Origin of the sequence: Acutalibacter sp. 1XD8-33 (genome assembly GCF_003612555.1) — a bacterium.
GTDB lineage: Bacteria > Bacillota > Clostridia > Oscillospirales > Acutalibacteraceae > Acutalibacter.
The window spans coordinates 93,742-109,387 of sequence record NZ_RAZF01000004.1 but is presented as its reverse complement, the minus strand read 5'-3'; the positions used below and the strand labels follow the sequence as shown (position 1 = coordinate 109,387).

At 50.2% G+C, this 15,646-nt stretch carries 14 protein-coding genes and 1 tRNA gene; 8 read left to right on the top strand and 7 right to left on the bottom strand.

Features of this window, described 5'->3' with window-relative positions:
- Positions 1-156 precede the first annotated feature (156 nt).
- Positions 157-522: a hypothetical protein gene (locus D7X94_RS04890; RefSeq protein WP_120426618.1), complete on the bottom strand. Its 366-nt coding sequence runs from the start codon at positions 520-522 to the stop codon at positions 157-159.
- A gap of 714 nt (positions 523-1,236) precedes the next feature.
- Here D7X94_RS04890 and D7X94_RS19460 point away from each other — a divergent pair.
- The 3 genes from D7X94_RS19460 to D7X94_RS04875 are packed head-to-tail and all read left to right on the top strand — an operon-like array spanning position 1,237 to position 2,158.
- Positions 1,237-1,368 carry a hypothetical protein gene (locus D7X94_RS19460; protein WP_279221754.1) on the top strand — a complete coding sequence of 44 codons (132 nt, stop codon included), beginning with the start codon at positions 1,237-1,239 and terminating at the stop codon, positions 1,366-1,368.
- 30 nt (positions 1,369-1,398) lie between these two features.
- On the top strand, positions 1,399-1,608 hold the full coding sequence (locus D7X94_RS18720; protein WP_199715011.1) for a hypothetical protein: 210 nt from the start codon (positions 1,399-1,401) through the stop codon (positions 1,606-1,608).
- Entirely contained in the window at positions 1,601-2,158 is a 558-nt protein-coding gene (locus tag D7X94_RS04875) for a hypothetical protein (RefSeq protein ID WP_147401662.1), read from the top strand. Before D7X94_RS18720 ends, D7X94_RS04875 begins: the two co-directional genes overlap by 8 nt.
- A 201-nt stretch (positions 2,159-2,359) precedes the next feature.
- On the opposite strand, the gene D7X94_RS04870 is transcribed toward D7X94_RS04875, so the two are convergent.
- A tRNA-Ala gene (locus D7X94_RS04870) sits at positions 2,360-2,435 on the bottom strand.
- A 510-nt stretch (positions 2,436-2,945) separates the two neighbouring features.
- Between D7X94_RS04870 and D7X94_RS04865 the strand changes: the two genes are divergently transcribed.
- Positions 2,946-3,695: a sugar phosphate isomerase/epimerase family protein gene (locus tag D7X94_RS04865; RefSeq protein WP_120426615.1), complete on the top strand. Its 750-nt coding sequence runs from the start codon at positions 2,946-2,948 to the stop codon at positions 3,693-3,695.
- 170 nt (positions 3,696-3,865) lie between these two features.
- Here D7X94_RS04865 and D7X94_RS04860 read toward each other — a convergent pair whose 3' ends face one another.
- Positions 3,866-4,417 carry a TetR/AcrR family transcriptional regulator gene (locus D7X94_RS04860; protein ID WP_120426614.1) on the bottom strand — a complete coding sequence of 184 codons (552 nt, stop codon included), beginning with the start codon at positions 4,415-4,417 and terminating at the stop codon, positions 3,866-3,868.
- Positions 4,418-4,594: 177 nt separating this feature from the next.
- On the opposite strand from D7X94_RS04860, the gene D7X94_RS04855 reads away from it, so the two are divergent.
- The 4 genes from D7X94_RS04855 to D7X94_RS04845 all read left to right on the top strand — a co-directional run bounded on the left by D7X94_RS04855 (position 4,595) and on the right by D7X94_RS04845 (position 10,946).
- On the top strand, positions 4,595-5,995 hold the full coding sequence (locus D7X94_RS04855; protein ID WP_158590896.1) for an MATE family efflux transporter: 1,401 nt from the start codon (positions 4,595-4,597) through the stop codon (positions 5,993-5,995).
- Between the two features lie 17 nt (positions 5,996-6,012).
- On the top strand, positions 6,013-6,345 hold the full coding sequence (locus tag D7X94_RS04850) for a HEAT repeat domain-containing protein (RefSeq protein ID WP_158590895.1): 333 nt from the start codon (positions 6,013-6,015) through the stop codon (positions 6,343-6,345).
- Between the two features lie 158 nt (positions 6,346-6,503).
- The gene (locus tag D7X94_RS18115) at positions 6,504-6,860 is read left to right on the top strand and encodes a hypothetical protein (RefSeq protein WP_147401661.1); all 357 of its coding nucleotides are present in this window, start codon (positions 6,504-6,506) and stop codon (positions 6,858-6,860) included.
- 354 nt (positions 6,861-7,214) lie between these two features.
- On the top strand, positions 7,215-10,946 hold the full coding sequence (locus D7X94_RS04845) for an N-6 DNA methylase (protein WP_158590894.1): 3,732 nt from the start codon (positions 7,215-7,217) through the stop codon (positions 10,944-10,946).
- A gap of 113 nt (positions 10,947-11,059) precedes the next feature.
- Here the strand turns inward: D7X94_RS04845 and D7X94_RS04840 are convergent, their stop codons facing one another.
- The 4 genes from D7X94_RS04840 to D7X94_RS04825 form a co-directional block, all read right to left on the bottom strand.
- Complete coding sequence (locus D7X94_RS04840; protein ID WP_120426610.1) at positions 11,060-11,524, bottom strand: hypothetical protein; 465 nt, start codon at positions 11,522-11,524, stop codon at positions 11,060-11,062.
- A gap of 292 nt (positions 11,525-11,816) precedes the next feature.
- On the bottom strand, positions 11,817-12,473 hold the full coding sequence (locus tag D7X94_RS04835; protein ID WP_120426609.1) for a V-type ATP synthase subunit D: 657 nt from the start codon (positions 12,471-12,473) through the stop codon (positions 11,817-11,819).
- A gap of 6 nt (positions 12,474-12,479) precedes the next feature.
- A complete protein-coding gene (locus D7X94_RS04830) occupies positions 12,480-13,853 on the bottom strand; it encodes a V-type ATP synthase subunit B (protein ID WP_120426608.1) in 1,374 nt (457 codons plus the stop codon).
- Positions 13,853-15,622, bottom strand: a complete 1,770-nt coding sequence (locus D7X94_RS04825) for a V-type ATP synthase subunit A (RefSeq protein ID WP_120426607.1) — start codon at positions 15,620-15,622, stop codon at positions 13,853-13,855. Before D7X94_RS04825 ends, D7X94_RS04830 begins: the two co-directional genes overlap by 1 nt.
- Between the last annotated feature and the right edge of the window lie 24 nt (positions 15,623-15,646).

Here is a 15,646-nt window from a genome sequence, read left to right as displayed (position 1 = left end):
AAATATTCATCAAATCCTTTCCGCTGTATAAACAGCAAAAGACGGCCCGCAGACCGTCCTCTCTCAACTGTACTCTTGTGATGCTTTTTGTTACGGATAAACGTAGTGGAAACAAATTCCGCTACGCCTAATCGTAACAAATTGCCTCGCGCTTTGTTACGGTTCGAGCAAGTGGTCATTTTGACCTCTCGTTTTATCCGTAACGCCCTGGCGGCAGGCATTGCTACAGTAGAGCGCGTCCGACCTTTTGGGCGTGAACACATTCCCGCACATCTTACAAACCTGGGTGCGGGGAGACTCCGCTAAACGCCGCTGCCTTAACTGCTTCCGATAACCGATATTGCCGCATTTCTTGTAATAGCAGTATTTTTTGGACCAGATGCGCGTGTAGAAAACACACCCGCAGCCCTCACAGATGATTTTGCGGATAGGGGTCATAGGCTTATATTGACCACTGAGCTGCCTGTCATAATTTTTCTTCATAATATCCTGGTTCTGGTACTCCCAAGCGCAATTCCACATTGATTTTCAACCTCCTTTGTGATGGAATAAAAATCCCCCGGCTCCGCCGGGGAATTTTTATTGTCCCCGTGAACATTGAAAACTGAATAAGGCAAAACAGATACATTCCCTGTGCGGGGAGCTATGCAGTCCGGCGCGCGATGATATCCTTGTGGAGCGATTAAGCCAGACGGCACGCCACATTCAGCAAGGTGGCAGGCCACGAGCCGTATTAGGGAAATAATGATACTTGCGCCGGCTGTCCGTCACGGGACAGGGCGCCCCGCCACAAGCATGGGGGGAGAAATAGTTGACTGCGTCAACTATAAAACTATGGAGCGGCTGCTACCCGCCGTCTGCAAAGTCATCATGAAGTTTACGCAGACTCCCAAACCGGAAGTGATGGATAGGGTAAAGGGCACCCTTTTCCATAGTGAATACAAACAACAGAACGCACAAGAAATTTGCAATATTTTGTAATATATGATACAATAATGGTGTAAAGCACACAGCTCCAACCCTGCAAAAAAGGAAAACTCTCCGGCTGTGTGCATGAGTTTGGCATAAAACCAAACTCCATAACCCCATATATCTTATTGAATCTTGAAAACAGAATACTGGGGCATACACCATTCCAAAAATATTGCGAAAGGTGTGTGCTGAATGAATCAGAAACGAGTATATTGCTTGTACCGAGTATCAACCGTCGGGTAAGTGGAGAAAGGCGATATCCCCATGCAGAGGCAGTATTGCCGGGAGTTCATCAAGCGAAACCCGGAGTGGGTTTTGACAAATGAGCTTTACGAGAAAGGCATTTCCGGCTTCAAGGTATCCGCGAAAGAGCGGGACGCTATCCAGGAAATGTAGCGGGACGTAGTACAAGGCAAGTTTGAAATTTTGCTTGTCTATATGTTTGACCGCCTGGGACGCAAGGACGATGAAACGCCCTTTGTGGTGGAGTGGTTCGTCCAGAACGGCATAGAGGTTTGGAGCGCCGTGGTGATAGATGAGGTTCCGCTATACCTGCACCTACAACGCCCGGCACCCCGGCGAATGTGGAGGACAATCCGGCTATGGCATGATAAAGCTGGATGGCATTATGGATAGAATCATCCGCTACCAATTAGGCAAGGTAAAGGCCGCGTCAGCGGACAAAATCATAGCCGAGGGCCACGAAAAGGCTATTGAATTGGCCCGGGCGCGATGCAACATTGCCAGCAAACAGATTGACGAGAAACAGCGCGAACTGGCCGACTATGAGGCCGAAACCATCAAGGTTATTCGAGGGCAAAGCAAGTTGAGTATAGACCTGCTCAATGACCTTGTTGCGAAAGCTAAAGAAGAAATAACCGAGTTGACGGCTGCTCTCACAGACGCGCAGGAAGAACTTGAAAAGTGTCTGGCTGGGGCAGAGGCTCAAAAGCAGGAATACGCTCAACTGGAAACTTGGGCCGCTCACAAAAGAAAACAGACCCGCCAAAAAGCAAACGCTCTCGCAGGCCTGTCAGCTCTTACCTTATTCCTGTTCGTCCTGTTCCGGCTTCTCCAAAAGGACGAAGGCCGCGAAGGTTTCTTTACGGGGGAGGTTCTGTTTGTCGTCGATTTGAACCATGTTAGGGGTGATATGGGCGACTTGCCAGCCCTTCTCCAACAGTGAGTTTACATTTGTGAAATATTTGTTCTCGTTGATATTACCCTGTTCCGTATAGTCCCTGCTGTTGCTCAAATAGACCAGCTTCTGCATACTTCTTTCCTCTTTCCCGTTTCTTAAAATGAAATGTACCGTTCCCTTGTGGGTAAAAAAAGTTCGCGCATTCAGAAAACCTGAGTGCGCGAACTGAATCCAGCGTCACGCTGGTGGTGGACCCGAAGGGGATCGAACCCTCGACCTCCGCGTTGCGAACGCGGCGCTCTCCCAGCTGAGCCACGAGCCCATAAACTATCAAACCAATATAAAAAGCACCGTCCCACAGCAGCCAACATAAACCTATCTATATTTCTAATTCCTGTTTCCAAGTGCTGGCTATTTCATAGAAATACGCTTTCTAATAAAAAGATTCAAATCTACTAGATGTTTTTATTTTACCACAAACAACGGGAAATGTAAAGGGGATTTTCTATTTTTTTGCTGGATAGAAATCCCCAAAAAAAGACTCACCTAATCTGAAGTGTAAATATCCAGAAGGTATGCAGTATCCCAGCAGCCCCCTGCGGCGAGTATCGGTAAGGGCCGAAAGGGCATCCCGTAAGTAAATTCTTGGACTTACTGGGGAAATGCTTTTTTCGTTTTTTCCGTTGAAGGTCCATAAACAGTCTGGTATAATATAGTAAATTAACTTAAGAACCGACAAAGCCGGTTCTTAAGTTCGGCGGCTTTGCAGCCAAGTTCAAATGCAATTTTTTCTAAAAGCGAAAAATTTTATTGGTCTTGGAGGAGAATGAAAATGACATTGGGTGCTCAGCTATATACTTTGCGGGAATATACGCAGACAGAACGGGACCTGGATTACTCCCTAGCCCGAGTGGCGGACATTGGATATGAAACGGTGCAGCTTTCCGCAATCGGACCGATTCCAGCGGAAAAGGTTCGAGCCCTTTGCGACCGCCACGAGTTAAGAATTGTGCTTACCCACACCAATCCAGATCGGATTTTAAATGATACCGAAGCGGTAATCCGAGAGCACGAAGTTCTGGGCTGCGACTATATTGGTATTGGTATGATGCCGAAAAAATATTGTTCCCCGGAGTGGCTCTGGCATTTTCGGGAGGACTTTAGAGAACCGGCTAAAAAAATAGCCGCTGCCGGGAAGCTCCTAATGTACCACAACCATAATGTGGAGTTTCAGAAATTTGGCGGCAAGTTAGTGATGGATACCCTGATAGAGAGCTTCGCCCCGGAGGAGATGGGGTTTACCTTGGACACCTATTGGGTACAGATGGGAGGCGGAGACGTGTGCCAATGGATTGAGAAGCTGGACGGCCGGCTTCCCTGCGTGCATCTGAAAGATATGGCGGTAAAAGACTGGGAGCCTGTCATGGCTCCTGTGATGGAAGGAAATCTAGACTTCCCACGGATTCTGGAGGCTTTCAAGAAAAGCGGCACAAAGCACCTGCTGGTGGAACAGGATATCTGCCAGGGTAGCCCCTTTGACTGTCTGGAAACCAGTTTTAAAAATTTGCAGGGCAGATATTAGAGTCTGTCTTAAAACTCCCAAATACCATCTTTATGCTCGATGACGATCCCTTTGCAGCCTGGAAATCTTCGCGGTACGGCAGTACAATTCACGGTTTTCGTTCTGCAAATGGACCGTCCTTGCACAAAAATCCGATTTTAATACAGACTCCAGCCGAAGTTTAACTCGGTTTACTCCCCTAGCCCACAGGAAAGCAGCCGGATCGTCAGCTGTATCATATCCTCCATAGGCTCCTTTCGCCCCGCCTCTACCCAGTGGCGGTAAATGGCGCCAAGCGACATGTTCACAAATGTGGCAAGGTATGGCCGTTCCCATGAGGTATAGCGGTAATAGTCTGGTTCAAAAAGCTCGAGCTCCTGTTCGCCGGGCTGCTGGTTATCTACCGGGAACCGTCCCTTACTGCGCAGGATTTTCTCGTTCATGGCGTCCGCCTTCTCTGAGGCAACATAGCAGTTGCGCACTACCTTTTCCAAATCACCCGGCAGCTTTGCATTCTTGATAGGCGCTAAAAACTCATCCACAATCTGCTTCTGCATTTTCAGCAGCAGCTCGTCTACCGACGAATAGTGTAGGTAGAAGGTTTTTCGGTTGATCCGCGCCCGGTCCGCCAGCTTTTGTATGGTTATCTGTAAATAGTCCATCTCGCCCATCAGCTCCCGGAACGCTCTTTGAATTAGCTCCTCTGTTTTTTGATATCGCAGGTCGTCCTGAGGTTTTCGCATGGAAGCACCACCTAATCTACATTTTTCTCAAACCTGATGATTAAGCACCAAGAACCCGAAAACTGGCCATTGCTGGCCAGTTTTTTCTTTATTATAATACAAATGTGATGAATAAGCAATTCTTTGGGCTTATTTTTCAAATCCATGCCCGATTCTGGAAGGAGGCTGTATGCACATTTGGATACCCAAAATATCACACTGATGGAGCGCACGCCGGTGCCAAAGGCAATCCTAACCTTATCCATCCCAACATTGCTCTCCACCATCGTTTCCCTGATCTATAATCTGACCGACACCTATTTTATCGGCCTGTTGGACGATCCCATCCAGCTGGGGGCCATATCCCTGGCTTTCCCGGTGTTTATGGTGATCCAGGCCATCGGGAACGTGTTCGGCAACGGTGCACCGTCTTATGTATCCCGCTGCCTGGGGGCCGGTGAACAGAAAGAGGCCCGCCGGACCAGCGTGGTGGCTACATATGTTTCGGTAGCCGTCACACTTTTAATGACAGTGTTCTGCTTTCTGTTTATGGAACCGATCCTAAGGGTATTGGGCACCAGCGCCGAAACCGTAGGCCCCACCCGGCAGTATGTGCAGATTGTGGCCGGATTCAGCGTCTTTATGACTTTACAGGCTGTACTACCCGCCTTGCTGCGCTCGGAGGGTAAGATGAAGGAGGCTGTTATCGGCATGGTGATCGGCACCGGGTTGAACATTGTGCTGGACCCGGTATTTATCCTGTTGCTCCATCAGGGGGTTGCGGGCGCAGCTTGGGCCACCATTATCGGCAATGTATTCGCCGTTATCTACTATCTGAGCATTTATCTGCGGGGCAAGACTTCCCTCTCTATTTTTCCCCGGGACTTCCACCCCAGCAGAAGAATTTTGCAGGAGGTTCTGAAAATCGGCCTGCCCAGCTCTATCTCTCAAATCATCATGAGCCTTTCCAATATCATGATGAACAACCTGGCCAGCGGCTACGGTGACTATGTGATTTCCGCCTATGGCGTGGCGGGTAAGCTGACCACCATGGTGTTCATGATCACCATCGGCTACAGCTCCGGCTACATGCCTTTTGCCGGGTACAACTACGGCGCGGGCAATTATAAGCGTATGCTCTCCGCCATGAAGTTCAGCCTGATTTCCGGCACAGGGGTATGCCTGGCCCTGCTTATCCCCTTCCTGTGGCTTGCCCCCGGCTTTCTGCGGCTGTTCACCAGCGACCCGCGGATTATTGACGTGGGGGTGCGGTTTCTCCGAGCCTATGCCTGGGTAGTGCCTTTCATGGCAATCCAAATGACCGTGATGTGCACCTTCCAGGCGGTGGGCGACGGCATACGGTCCATGCTATTGAATCTGGGCCGGCAGCTGCTGTTTTACATTCCGCTTTTGTACCTGTTCAATCATCTCTGGGGGCTTAACGGCCTGCTCTATGCCCAGACCGGCGCGGATATCTGCGTCACCATATTGGCGGTGCTGATCGGCCTGCCCCTGCTGCACAAGCTAAGCAAAAAGCAGAGCGAACGTGAAGCGCTGGACGACTATCCTGCCGGCCAGATTCCGATAAAAAACTCTTAATGAAAGGGACTGTAAAAATGGGTAAATTAGAAAAAATCGAGAAGTTTGCGACAAAGGGAAAGGTGGATAAGTTGCTCTCCTTCCTACACGATCCAGACCGACAGGTGTGTCTTAGAGCCATTGAAGCGCTGGGCGGATTCACCAGTCAGATCGACGTGCTGGGTGCTTTGGCCGAGATGATGGACGATGGGGATGTGGTGCAACGCAAGGCTGCGGCGGAATCTTTCGCCAGCTCGGAGGGCAGCTACGCTGAGAGCGTTCTGATGCATCGGTTGGAACAAGAGACAGATGCCGGGGTGAAGGAGGCTATGCGGGAATCGCTGGCAAGCATAAAAAGTCACACAAAATAGCGATTATTTCTGAGGGATTTCCTTGGCTCTGTGACCTGTTTTTGAAATTCCGGCGTGTTGGATTTGTCTATAGAATAATTTTGCAAAGGAAAGTGTATTGCGGCAAACAGCGCTGTGCAAAACAGGCCGGATAGAATCAGCGGAATGGATAAACTGTCATGCCAAGCTCTGCCGTTTATTCAGCTTTTGTCCTCCCCGAACCGCTCCCCTTTTCCCATACGGTTTTAATCCGTGCAGGATTTTGGGGGGCGGTTTCTATTTTTACCCGCGGCTTACGGATAGGAATCATCACTGTGCCGCTGTGTCGAAAAAATCTGTTTGGGATGCTGCATGAGCATACGCAAAATGCTGGATTCAATTTCGGCCAGTTGGGTTTCCTTTTGGTCTACCCAGACTTAATTTATAAGTTCAAAGCAATTTCTGCATCTTCTACGGCCAAAATGGATGTCATATTCGCAAATCTCCCCTCTCCGCTATCTCCCTTTATACATAGTGAAAAGCCCCCTGTAGATTGACAGAGGGCTTTCGTGCGCTATATGCGAAAAAGGCAAATCCTTGTAAATAAATTTGCCGGCCTGACCAAGAATATCTGGAATGTTGACGGGCTTTGTGATATAATAAAAAATTATTTGAGGGGAGAATAAGCATGGCTGTATGCTACGACAAATTAAATTTGCAAATTGGGATTTTTTGCAGGCCAAGGATATGTGGATTTATAGCACCGGCGGCCTCAGCCGGCAAATAACATTGTTGGATGCAATGGCCAAATCATTGGGATATATAGATCAAAATACATAGAATATAGGAATCCATACATAGGTCTTATGCCGATTGTTTTAGAAGAAAGGATAAAAAACGGAGGAAATAAAATGATAACTGTCCACGATTTTGAAGCTGCTTTAGCTTCATTGCAATTCATAAAAAATGAACTGACTTTTTCGCGAGTGTTCCCAGAATTTGATTGTGAAATGAAGGTCGATTTTGCACAAAAAAAACTTATTTATCCGTCAGAAATTAAGGGACGAAAGAGAAATGATAGTTTTAGTCAAAAAGAAAACTTTGTTGTGTTTGAATGTGTAAGTCGTCTCCTTGATAAGGGGTATCGGCCAGAACATATTGAACTTGAAAAAGTATGGCAGTTAGGGCATGAACAGAAAGGCGGGCGCGCGGACATTTGTGTTTCCGATCCCGATGGTTTAATGCTATTCATTATTGAATGCAAGACATATGGAAATAAATTCGACCAATCTCTAAAAAAGACTTTGGCCGATGGGGATCAGTTGTTTTCCTATTGGCAACAGGAACGGGCGACAAAGTGGCTGGTACTATATGCCTCTGACTTTGTTGAGGGCAAAATTATCTACAAAGCGCCAACAATCAACTGCTCTGATTATAAAAGTGTCCTGGAAGATGCAAAGACGGATCAATCCATTCTAGCCTATCAGACTGCCTATACAAAAGAGCAGTTATACGAAGTGTGGCGGGAGACGTACTCCTGCAAAATGTATGACGACCTCATTTTTTCTGAAGAGAGCAGGGCATATCAAATAGGGATCAAGCCTCTTCTGAAAAAAGATCTTCGGGAGTTTACTCCAGATGATAAAATCGTAAATAAATTTGAGGAGATACTGCGGCACAATAATGTCAGCGATAAAGAGAATGCATTTAATCGGCTTGTGGCTCTTTTTATTTGTAAACTTGTAGATGAAAGTACCAAAAGTGAAAATGACGAAGTAGAATTTCAGTATAAGCAAGGGACGGATACATATGAATCCTTGCAGGACCGTCTGCAGCGATTACATACACAGGGAATGGAGACTTTCATGCGCGAGAAAATCTTCTATGTCCCTGCCGATTACCCGGAATGGCTATTTACCACATATACGGGGCAGAAGCGCCAAAAGGCCATGGAGGATTTGAAAGAAAAAATCCGAATCCTGAAATTCTTCTCAAACAATGATTTTTCATTCAAGGATGTGCATAACGAGGAACTGTTTCGCCAGAATGGGAAAATACTGGTTGAGGTAGTCCAGCTCTTTGAACAATACCAGATTGTATATCCCTCAAAGCATCAATTCCTTGGCGATTTGTTTGAGCAGCTCTTAAATAAGGGCTTTAAACAAAACGAAGGGCAGTTTTTTACCCCCATGCCAATTACGCGTTTTATCTGGGATTGCATTCCTATAGAACGGCTCGTGTATCATGACACAGGCTGTGTATATCCCAGGGTAATTGACTATGCCTGTGGCGCCGGGCATTTTCTGACAGAGGCGGTTGAAGCGATTAATGCGTTTGCAGAGCCGGATGAAAAAACGAACTTATGGGTGCGCGACCACATATTCGGCATTGAAAAGGATTACCGTCTTGCCCGCATATCAAAGATATCGTTATTTATGAATGGCGCTGGCGAGGGCAATATTATTTTTGGCGATGGTCTTGAAAACGCGTCGGATAAGCACATTGAAAACGAGAGTTTTGATGTGCTGGTTGCCAATCCCCCTTATTCTGTCGCGTCATTTAAGTCACATTTACAGCTTAAAAATAACCGCTTGGAGCTATTGCGCCATATAGGAGAGAACGGCAGCGAAATCGAGGTCTTGTTTGTGGAGCGTATTGTACAGCTCCTAAAGCCAAAAGGGATTGCCGCTGTTATTTTGCCGTCCAGCATTTTGAGTAATGACTCTGCGAGCTATATTGGTGCAAGAGAATTGATATTACAGAATTTTTTGATTCGGGCCATTGTGAAGTTCGGCAGCAAAACATTTGGCGCCACGGGCACAAATACGATTGTGCTGTTCCTTGAGAAGTACGATGAGCCCCCCAAAAGGAAAGATTTATTGATGGACAGCGTGCATGCCATTCTCGCCGGCAGTGATCTAACAGATTGGATAGATCAGGAAATTTATGAAGCCTATCTGGCACAGATAGGGGCAGACGAACAAGCGTATCAAGCGTTTATCAGCGAGTCTCTGGAAATTCGCCAGTTCGCAAATCTTGAATATTTTAAAATGTACACGGATTCCTTTGAGTTTTCCACTGAAATAAGGAATTTGAGAAACTCAAAATCTTTTCTGAAAAAGACGGAAGCAGAACAAAACGAGGAGCTGAGACGGCGGTTTTATTCTTTCGTCAAGTCTGTGGAGTTTGAGAAGTTGCTCTATTTTGCCCTCACCTATCAACAGCAGACGGTGATTATTACGGCTCCTTCAGACAATGCTGAACAAAAAGAGTTTCTAGGATATGATTGGAGCAACCGAAAAGGCAGCGAAGGGATACAAATTTTTGCGCCCGGCGGGAAACTCTATGATCCGGAGAACCGCAAGGCGGACGGAACGCTGGCAAGCGCAGTACGCAAGACCTTTGAAGGTACGGTTCCTGTTTTGACAGAAGAAAATTTGATGTACGCCAACATTGTAAACGCTGCGGATATGCTGGATTTTGCAAGGGTGAATTTCAACAAAGCAATGCGGACAACTGGAAAGAAGAATACAGGATTTCAGAGCAAATATAATCTACGCACACTTGACTCATTGCAGATTATGCTCAAACGTGGAAAGTCTCCGGTATATGGAGCATCCGGAGTTCAAGTGATTAAATCTGGTCAAGCAAGAGGCTTCAAAGAATTTGATTTTTCCAGTAAGTACTATCTTGATCCGAACATTGAGGTGGATGAACGCAGGCTTGTAAAGGGAGACATACTGATTAACTCAACCGGCGTAGGTACTGCCGGACGTGTTACAATGTTTGACCTTGAGGGAGATTATGTGGTTGACAGTCATATTACAATTTTCAGGCCCAATCATGAAATCAATCCGGAATATGCACTCCTTATTTTGGCGGCTGGAATTGGATTCAAAGCATTGGAGGAATTGGCAGACGGATCAAGTGGGCAGGTTGAACTTGCGCTTGACACAATCAAGGGAATAAAAATACCCCTTCCTCCAATGTCAGTGCAGGAACAGATTGTTCAGGATTGCGGTAAGATTGATGATGAGGCGAAAGCCTTGCGTACAATAACCGAAAAGAACCGAGAAAGAATTGAGACTCTTTTTACCGAGCTGGATGCCATTGACAGCCACGAACAACACAGATTCAGCCTTTCTGACAGGAGCAAGTTCCATGTCAGTATTGGCCAGCGGGTTCTTGCCTCTGAACTTACCCCCGGCGGCAAAGTCCCCGTGTTCAGCGCAAATGTATTTGAGCCCTTCGGCCATGTAGACAAGCTGCTGATTGAGGACTTTTCGCGGGATTCTATCCTTTGGGGGATTGACGGCGACTGGATGGTGAATTATTACCCGAAGGATCAGGTGTTTTATCCTACCGACCATTGTGGGGTCCTCCGCGTTCTCACAGACGAAATCCATCCGCGGTATATGGCGCGGATGCTTGAAACAGAGGGAAAAAAGCTGAATTTCTCCCGCAGCTATCGCGCTTCCATTGACCGTATTCAAGGCATCTCATTTTCTGCGCCTGCAATTTCCCTGCAAAATGATGTGGCCGCGAAAGTGATTGATTTGGAACATCAGATAGTCGATGCAGAAAAGAGGCTTAAAAACCTGAACAATATAAAGGCAGAGATTATAGCAAGCTACATCAATTAAGAGTGTTCGAGCGCAATCCGTCCATGATTTCGCTGGCCAGCCATCCCCGCTAGCGGCGTATTTAGCCGGAGTGGATCGGCGTACCTCTTTTGAACTTAATTAATTATATCGCATCAGAACTTTGATTTTTCGTAATTGTATGGTATGCTCGTCCCCACAACAACATCTTCAATTTTTTCTATTATCAGCCAATCGTCCATATTTCCTTGATGGTCAAAAGCAAGCGGCGAGATTTGTTCCACGTTTTCAAATTCCACCAAACACAAACATTTCTTATGCCACCGAACCTTTTGCTTATCAGACAGGTTCAGTTTGTCCTGGTGATCAGCAAGAGTTTTTGTGATTTCTTCCTCGGACAGTTTTACGTAATTCTGCACTGTCTTTACAATGGCGGTTGCCGTTATTTCCGCGCTTCCTTTTTCCATGAAGTAAAGCCGCTCTCCCTCAAAAACTCTGCTATGGGGAATTTTTCTCCCCGCTGCACCACGCACAACCATTGTTTTTGTTCCTGCTAAAATCTTATCCAATACTTTTTCGCCTTTCTTGCCCGCGTTATCACAATATACTAAATGCACCATTTTAACATCCTCCTGGATCTGATTTTATGTGTATCTTCCTGTTGAACGTAGATTTGCTGATATACTCTGTTGTTGATTATATCAGAGCGGGAGTCATAATACAAGCCGAATTTGCAGTGTATAGTTAACGCAGTTCAAAAGAGGTATGTCTCTTTTGAACCAAGCGGCGCAGCAGCTGCTGTACCGCCCAGCTTGAAAATCGGTATATACCGATTTTCAAGTGCGTTTACTGTACATCTCTATAAAAATGAAAGGCCCTCCCAGGCGGGAGGACCTTTCTGCTTGCCGTTCTCTAGAAAGTCTCGTAATTATGGGCGTCTTTCAGCACCATATCTTTTACCTTCATCAGGCGGATCTGGGTAGAACGCTCGTTCTCATCCAGCTTCATGGTGATATACTTGATGTTCTCCTGAAGCTCGGGGATCATCACATGCTCCAGGGCGTTAACCCGGCGGCGGGTTTTCTCGATCTCTACAGCCATCAGCTGGCAGGCCTTTTCCATCTCGGCCAGCTTGAGCATATCCGGAAAAACATCCGAAAGGGACTGCACCGCCCCGTCCAGGTCGCTGGAAGTGAAGGCGAAGCCATAGGAGAAGATGTCGTTCTTGTCGGGAGTGCGGGTCTTGAAGTCAAAAGTGGGAATCTCCACGCTCATGACATTCTCCACACCGCTCTCCACAGACACCCGCTGCTTGGGAGCCAGCATGGCCGTGTTCAGCACCTGATCCTGCATCCCGGCTCGGGCCAGCAGAAAATTCTTATTGGCGGCCTGGATTCCGGCCTCCACCTTCTCCCGCAGGGCCTTATTCTCCCTCACCTTGTCCAGAAACTGGCGCATGAGCTCGTCCCGCTTGTCTTTCAGCAGCTTGTGGCCCCGGGTTGCGGTGACCAGCTTCTTTTTCAGGCGGGTCAGCTCCATGCGGGTGGGGGTTATCTGTTTACTCGCCAAGGCGCATCACACCTTTCCGTAATACTGATCCAGGAACTTGTCGTTGATTCGCTTCAGCTCGCTTCTGGGCAGGATGGAGAGCAGCTTCCAGCCGATGTCCAGGGTTTCCTCAATGTCCCGGTTGGCGTTGTACCCCTGGGACACGTACTCGCTCTCAAAGGCATCCGCAAACTTGGCGTAGAGCTTGTCGATCTCCGTCAGAGCGGCCTCGCCCAGCACCACCATCAGCTCCTTGGCCTCCTTGCCACGGGCGTAGGCGGCGAACAGCTGGTTCATGGTGGCGGCATGGTCGGCGCGGGTGCGGCCCTCGCCGATGCCCTTGTCCTTCAGACGGCTCAGAGAGGGCAGCACGTCGATGGGCGGGGTCACGTTCTTCCGGTAGAGCTCCTGGCTGAGGATGATCTGCCCCTCGGTGATGTAGCCGGTCAGGTCGGGGATGGGGTGGGTCTTGTCGCCCTCGGGCATGGTGAGGATGGGGATCATGGTGATGGAGCCGGTCTTGCCCTTCTGGCGTCCGGCCCGCTCGTAGAGGGTGGCCAGGTCCGTGTACATGTATCCGGGATAGCCCCGGCGTCCGGGAACCTCCTTGCGGGCGGCGGAAACCTCACGCAGGGCGTCGGCGTAGTTGGTGATGTCGGTGAGGATAACCAGAACGTGCATATTCTTCTCAAAAGCCAGGTACTCCGCGGCGGTCAGGGCCATCTTGGGGGTGGCGATGCGCTCCACGGCGGGGTCGTTGGCCAGATTCACGAACATGACCGTGCGGTCGATGGCCCCGGTCTCCCGGAAGCTCTGCACGAAGAAGTTGGACTCCTCGAAGGTGATGCCCATGGCGGCAAACACCACTACGAAGGGGTCGTTGGTGCCGCGCACCTTGGCCTGGCGGGCGATCTGGGCCGCCAGCTGGGCGTGGGGCAGGCCGGAGGCGGAGAAGATGGGCAGCTTCTGGCCCCGGACCAGGGTATTCAGGCCGTCAATGGCGGACACGCCGGTCTGGATGAATTCCTGGGGATAGTTCCGGGCGGCGGGGTTCATGGGCAGGCCGTTCACGTCCACCCGGCGGTCGGGAAGGATCTCGGGACCGTTGTCAATGGGGCGGCCCAGGCCGTCGAATACCCGGCCCAGCATGTCCTCGCTCACGCCCAGCTCCATGCTGTGGCCCAGAAAGCGCACCTTGGAGTTTGAGAGGTTGATGCCCGTGGAGTTCTCGAACAGCTGCACAAGGGCATTACCCTCGTTGATTTCCAGGACCTTGCAGCGGCGGCGTTCGCCATTAGCCAGCTCGATTTCCGCCAGCTCGTCATAGGAGACGTTTTCCACATCTCTGACCAGCATCAGAGGGCCCGCCACTTCCTGGATGGTTCTATATTCCTTTGGCATTAGAAGTCCTCCTTTGTCTCTGCGGCGTCATGCAGTTCTTTGTCCAGCTGGGCCATCACCTGCTGGAAGGTGTCCTTCACCTGATCTGGCAGGGTGTACTTGAAGCGGCCGATCTGCTCGCGCACGGGCAGGTCGATGAGCTTCTGGATGTCCACGCCGGCGTTCAGGGCCTGGAGGGCCTTCTTGTAGTAGCCGGTGATCAGCAGCATCATGTCGTGCTGCTTCTCCAGAGAGGTGTAGGTATCCACCTCGTCAAAGGCGTTCTGATGCAGGAAGTCCTCCCGGATGGACCGGGCGGCCTCCAGCTTCAGGCGGTCAGGGGCCGAGAGGGCGTCCATGCCCACCAGCTGTACGATTTCTTGAAGCTCCGCCTCGTCTTGAAGCAGGCCGGAGATCTCTGTGCGCAGGGAGATCCAGTCCTCCGCCACGTGGGTGTTGAACCACTCAGCCATGTTGTCCAGGTACAGGGAGTAGCTGGTCAGCCAGTTGATGGCCGGGAAGTGGCGCTGCTGGGCCAGGGAGGAATCCAGGCCCCAGAACACCTTCACGATGCGCAGGGTAGCCTGGGAAACCGGCTCGGAAATGTCGCCGCCGGGAGGGGAAACCGCGCCGATAACAGACAGGGCGCCCTGCCGGTCCCCGGAGCACAGGGTCCTGACGGAACCCGCCCGCTCGTAGAACTGGGCCAGACGGCTGCCCAGATAGGCCGGGTAGCCCTCTTCGCCGGGCATCTCTTCCAGACGGCCGGACATCTCGCGGAGGGCCTCGGCCCAGCGGGAGGTGGAGTCAGCCATCAGGGCCACGGAGTAGCCCATGTCCCGGAAGTACTCGGCGATGGTGATGCCGGTGTAAATGGAGGCCTCACGGGCCGCCACAGGCATGTCGGAAGTGTTGGCAATCAGCACAGTGCGCTGCATCAGGGACTGGCCGGTTTTGGGGTCCACCAGCTCGGGGAACTCATTCAAAACGTCGGTCATCTCGTTGCCGCGCTCGCCGCAGCCGATGTAGACCACGATGTCGGCCTCGGCCCACTTAGCCAGCTGGTGCTGCACCACAGTCTTGCCGCTGCCGAAGGGGCCGGGAACCGCCGCCACACCGCCCTTGGCGATGGGGAACATGGTGTCCACCACCCGCTGGCCGGTGATCAGGGGCATGTCGGGAGAGAGTTTCTCCTTGTAGGGGCGGCCTTGGCGCACAGGCCACTTTTGCATCAGGCCCAAGGGTTTTTTGCCGTCTTTGGTTTCCACAGTGGCCACGGTGTCCGTTACCTTATATTTGCCGGCCTTAATCTCTGTGATCTTGCCGGAGATTCCCGGAGGAACCATGATTTTGTGGGAAACCACCACAGTTTCCTGCACAGTGCCAATGATGTCGCCGGCGCTTACCTCGTCGCCTTCCTTCACGGTGGGGACAAAGTCCCACTCCAGATCCCGCTTCAGGGAGGGAACCTCCACGCCCCGCTGCAGGTTGTTGCCGGAGATCTTCATAATGTCGTCCAGGGGGCGCTGGATGCCGTCATAGATGCTGGTAATAAGTCCTGGGCCAAGCTCTACGCTCATGGGCTCGCCGGTAGATTCCACCGGTTCGCCGGGAGCCAGGCCGGAAGTCTCCTCATAGACCTGAATGGAGGCTTCGTCGCCGTGGATCTCGATGATTTCGCCAATCAGGCGCCGTTCGCTGACGCGCACCACGTCAAACATGTTGGCGTCGCGCATTCCCTTGGCGATAACGAGAGGCCCGGCTATTTTTTTGATGGTGCCATTGCTCATGTTTACCGATCACCCGTTTCTCGT

Excerpts from the sequence above, each read along its gene's own strand:
- D7X94_RS04890 (WP_120426618.1), bottom strand. The coding sequence starts at position 522 with ATGTGGAATTGCGCTTGGGAGTACCAGAACCAGGATATTATGAAGAAA.
- D7X94_RS19460 (WP_279221754.1), top strand. The coding sequence starts at position 1,237 with ATGCAGAGGCAGTATTGCCGGGAGTTCATCAAGCGAAACCCGGAGTGG.
- D7X94_RS04875 (WP_147401662.1), top strand. The coding sequence starts at position 1,601 with ATGGATAGAATCATCCGCTACCAATTAGGCAAGGTAAAGGCCGCGTCA.
- D7X94_RS04865 (WP_120426615.1), top strand. The coding sequence starts at position 2,946 with ATGACATTGGGTGCTCAGCTATATACTTTGCGGGAATATACGCAGACA.
- D7X94_RS04860 (WP_120426614.1), bottom strand. The coding sequence starts at position 4,417 with ATGCGAAAACCTCAGGACGACCTGCGATATCAAAAAACAGAGGAGCTA.
- D7X94_RS04850 (WP_158590895.1), top strand. The coding sequence starts at position 6,013 with ATGGGTAAATTAGAAAAAATCGAGAAGTTTGCGACAAAGGGAAAGGTG.
- D7X94_RS18115 (WP_147401661.1), top strand. The coding sequence starts at position 6,504 with ATGCCAAGCTCTGCCGTTTATTCAGCTTTTGTCCTCCCCGAACCGCTC.
- D7X94_RS04845 (WP_158590894.1), top strand. The coding sequence starts at position 7,215 with ATGATAACTGTCCACGATTTTGAAGCTGCTTTAGCTTCATTGCAATTC.
- D7X94_RS04840 (WP_120426610.1), bottom strand. The coding sequence starts at position 11,524 with ATGGTGCATTTAGTATATTGTGATAACGCGGGCAAGAAAGGCGAAAAA.
- D7X94_RS04830 (WP_120426608.1), bottom strand. The coding sequence starts at position 13,853 with ATGCCAAAGGAATATAGAACCATCCAGGAAGTGGCGGGCCCTCTGATG.
- D7X94_RS04825 (WP_120426607.1), bottom strand. The coding sequence starts at position 15,622 with ATGAGCAATGGCACCATCAAAAAAATAGCCGGGCCTCTCGTTATCGCC.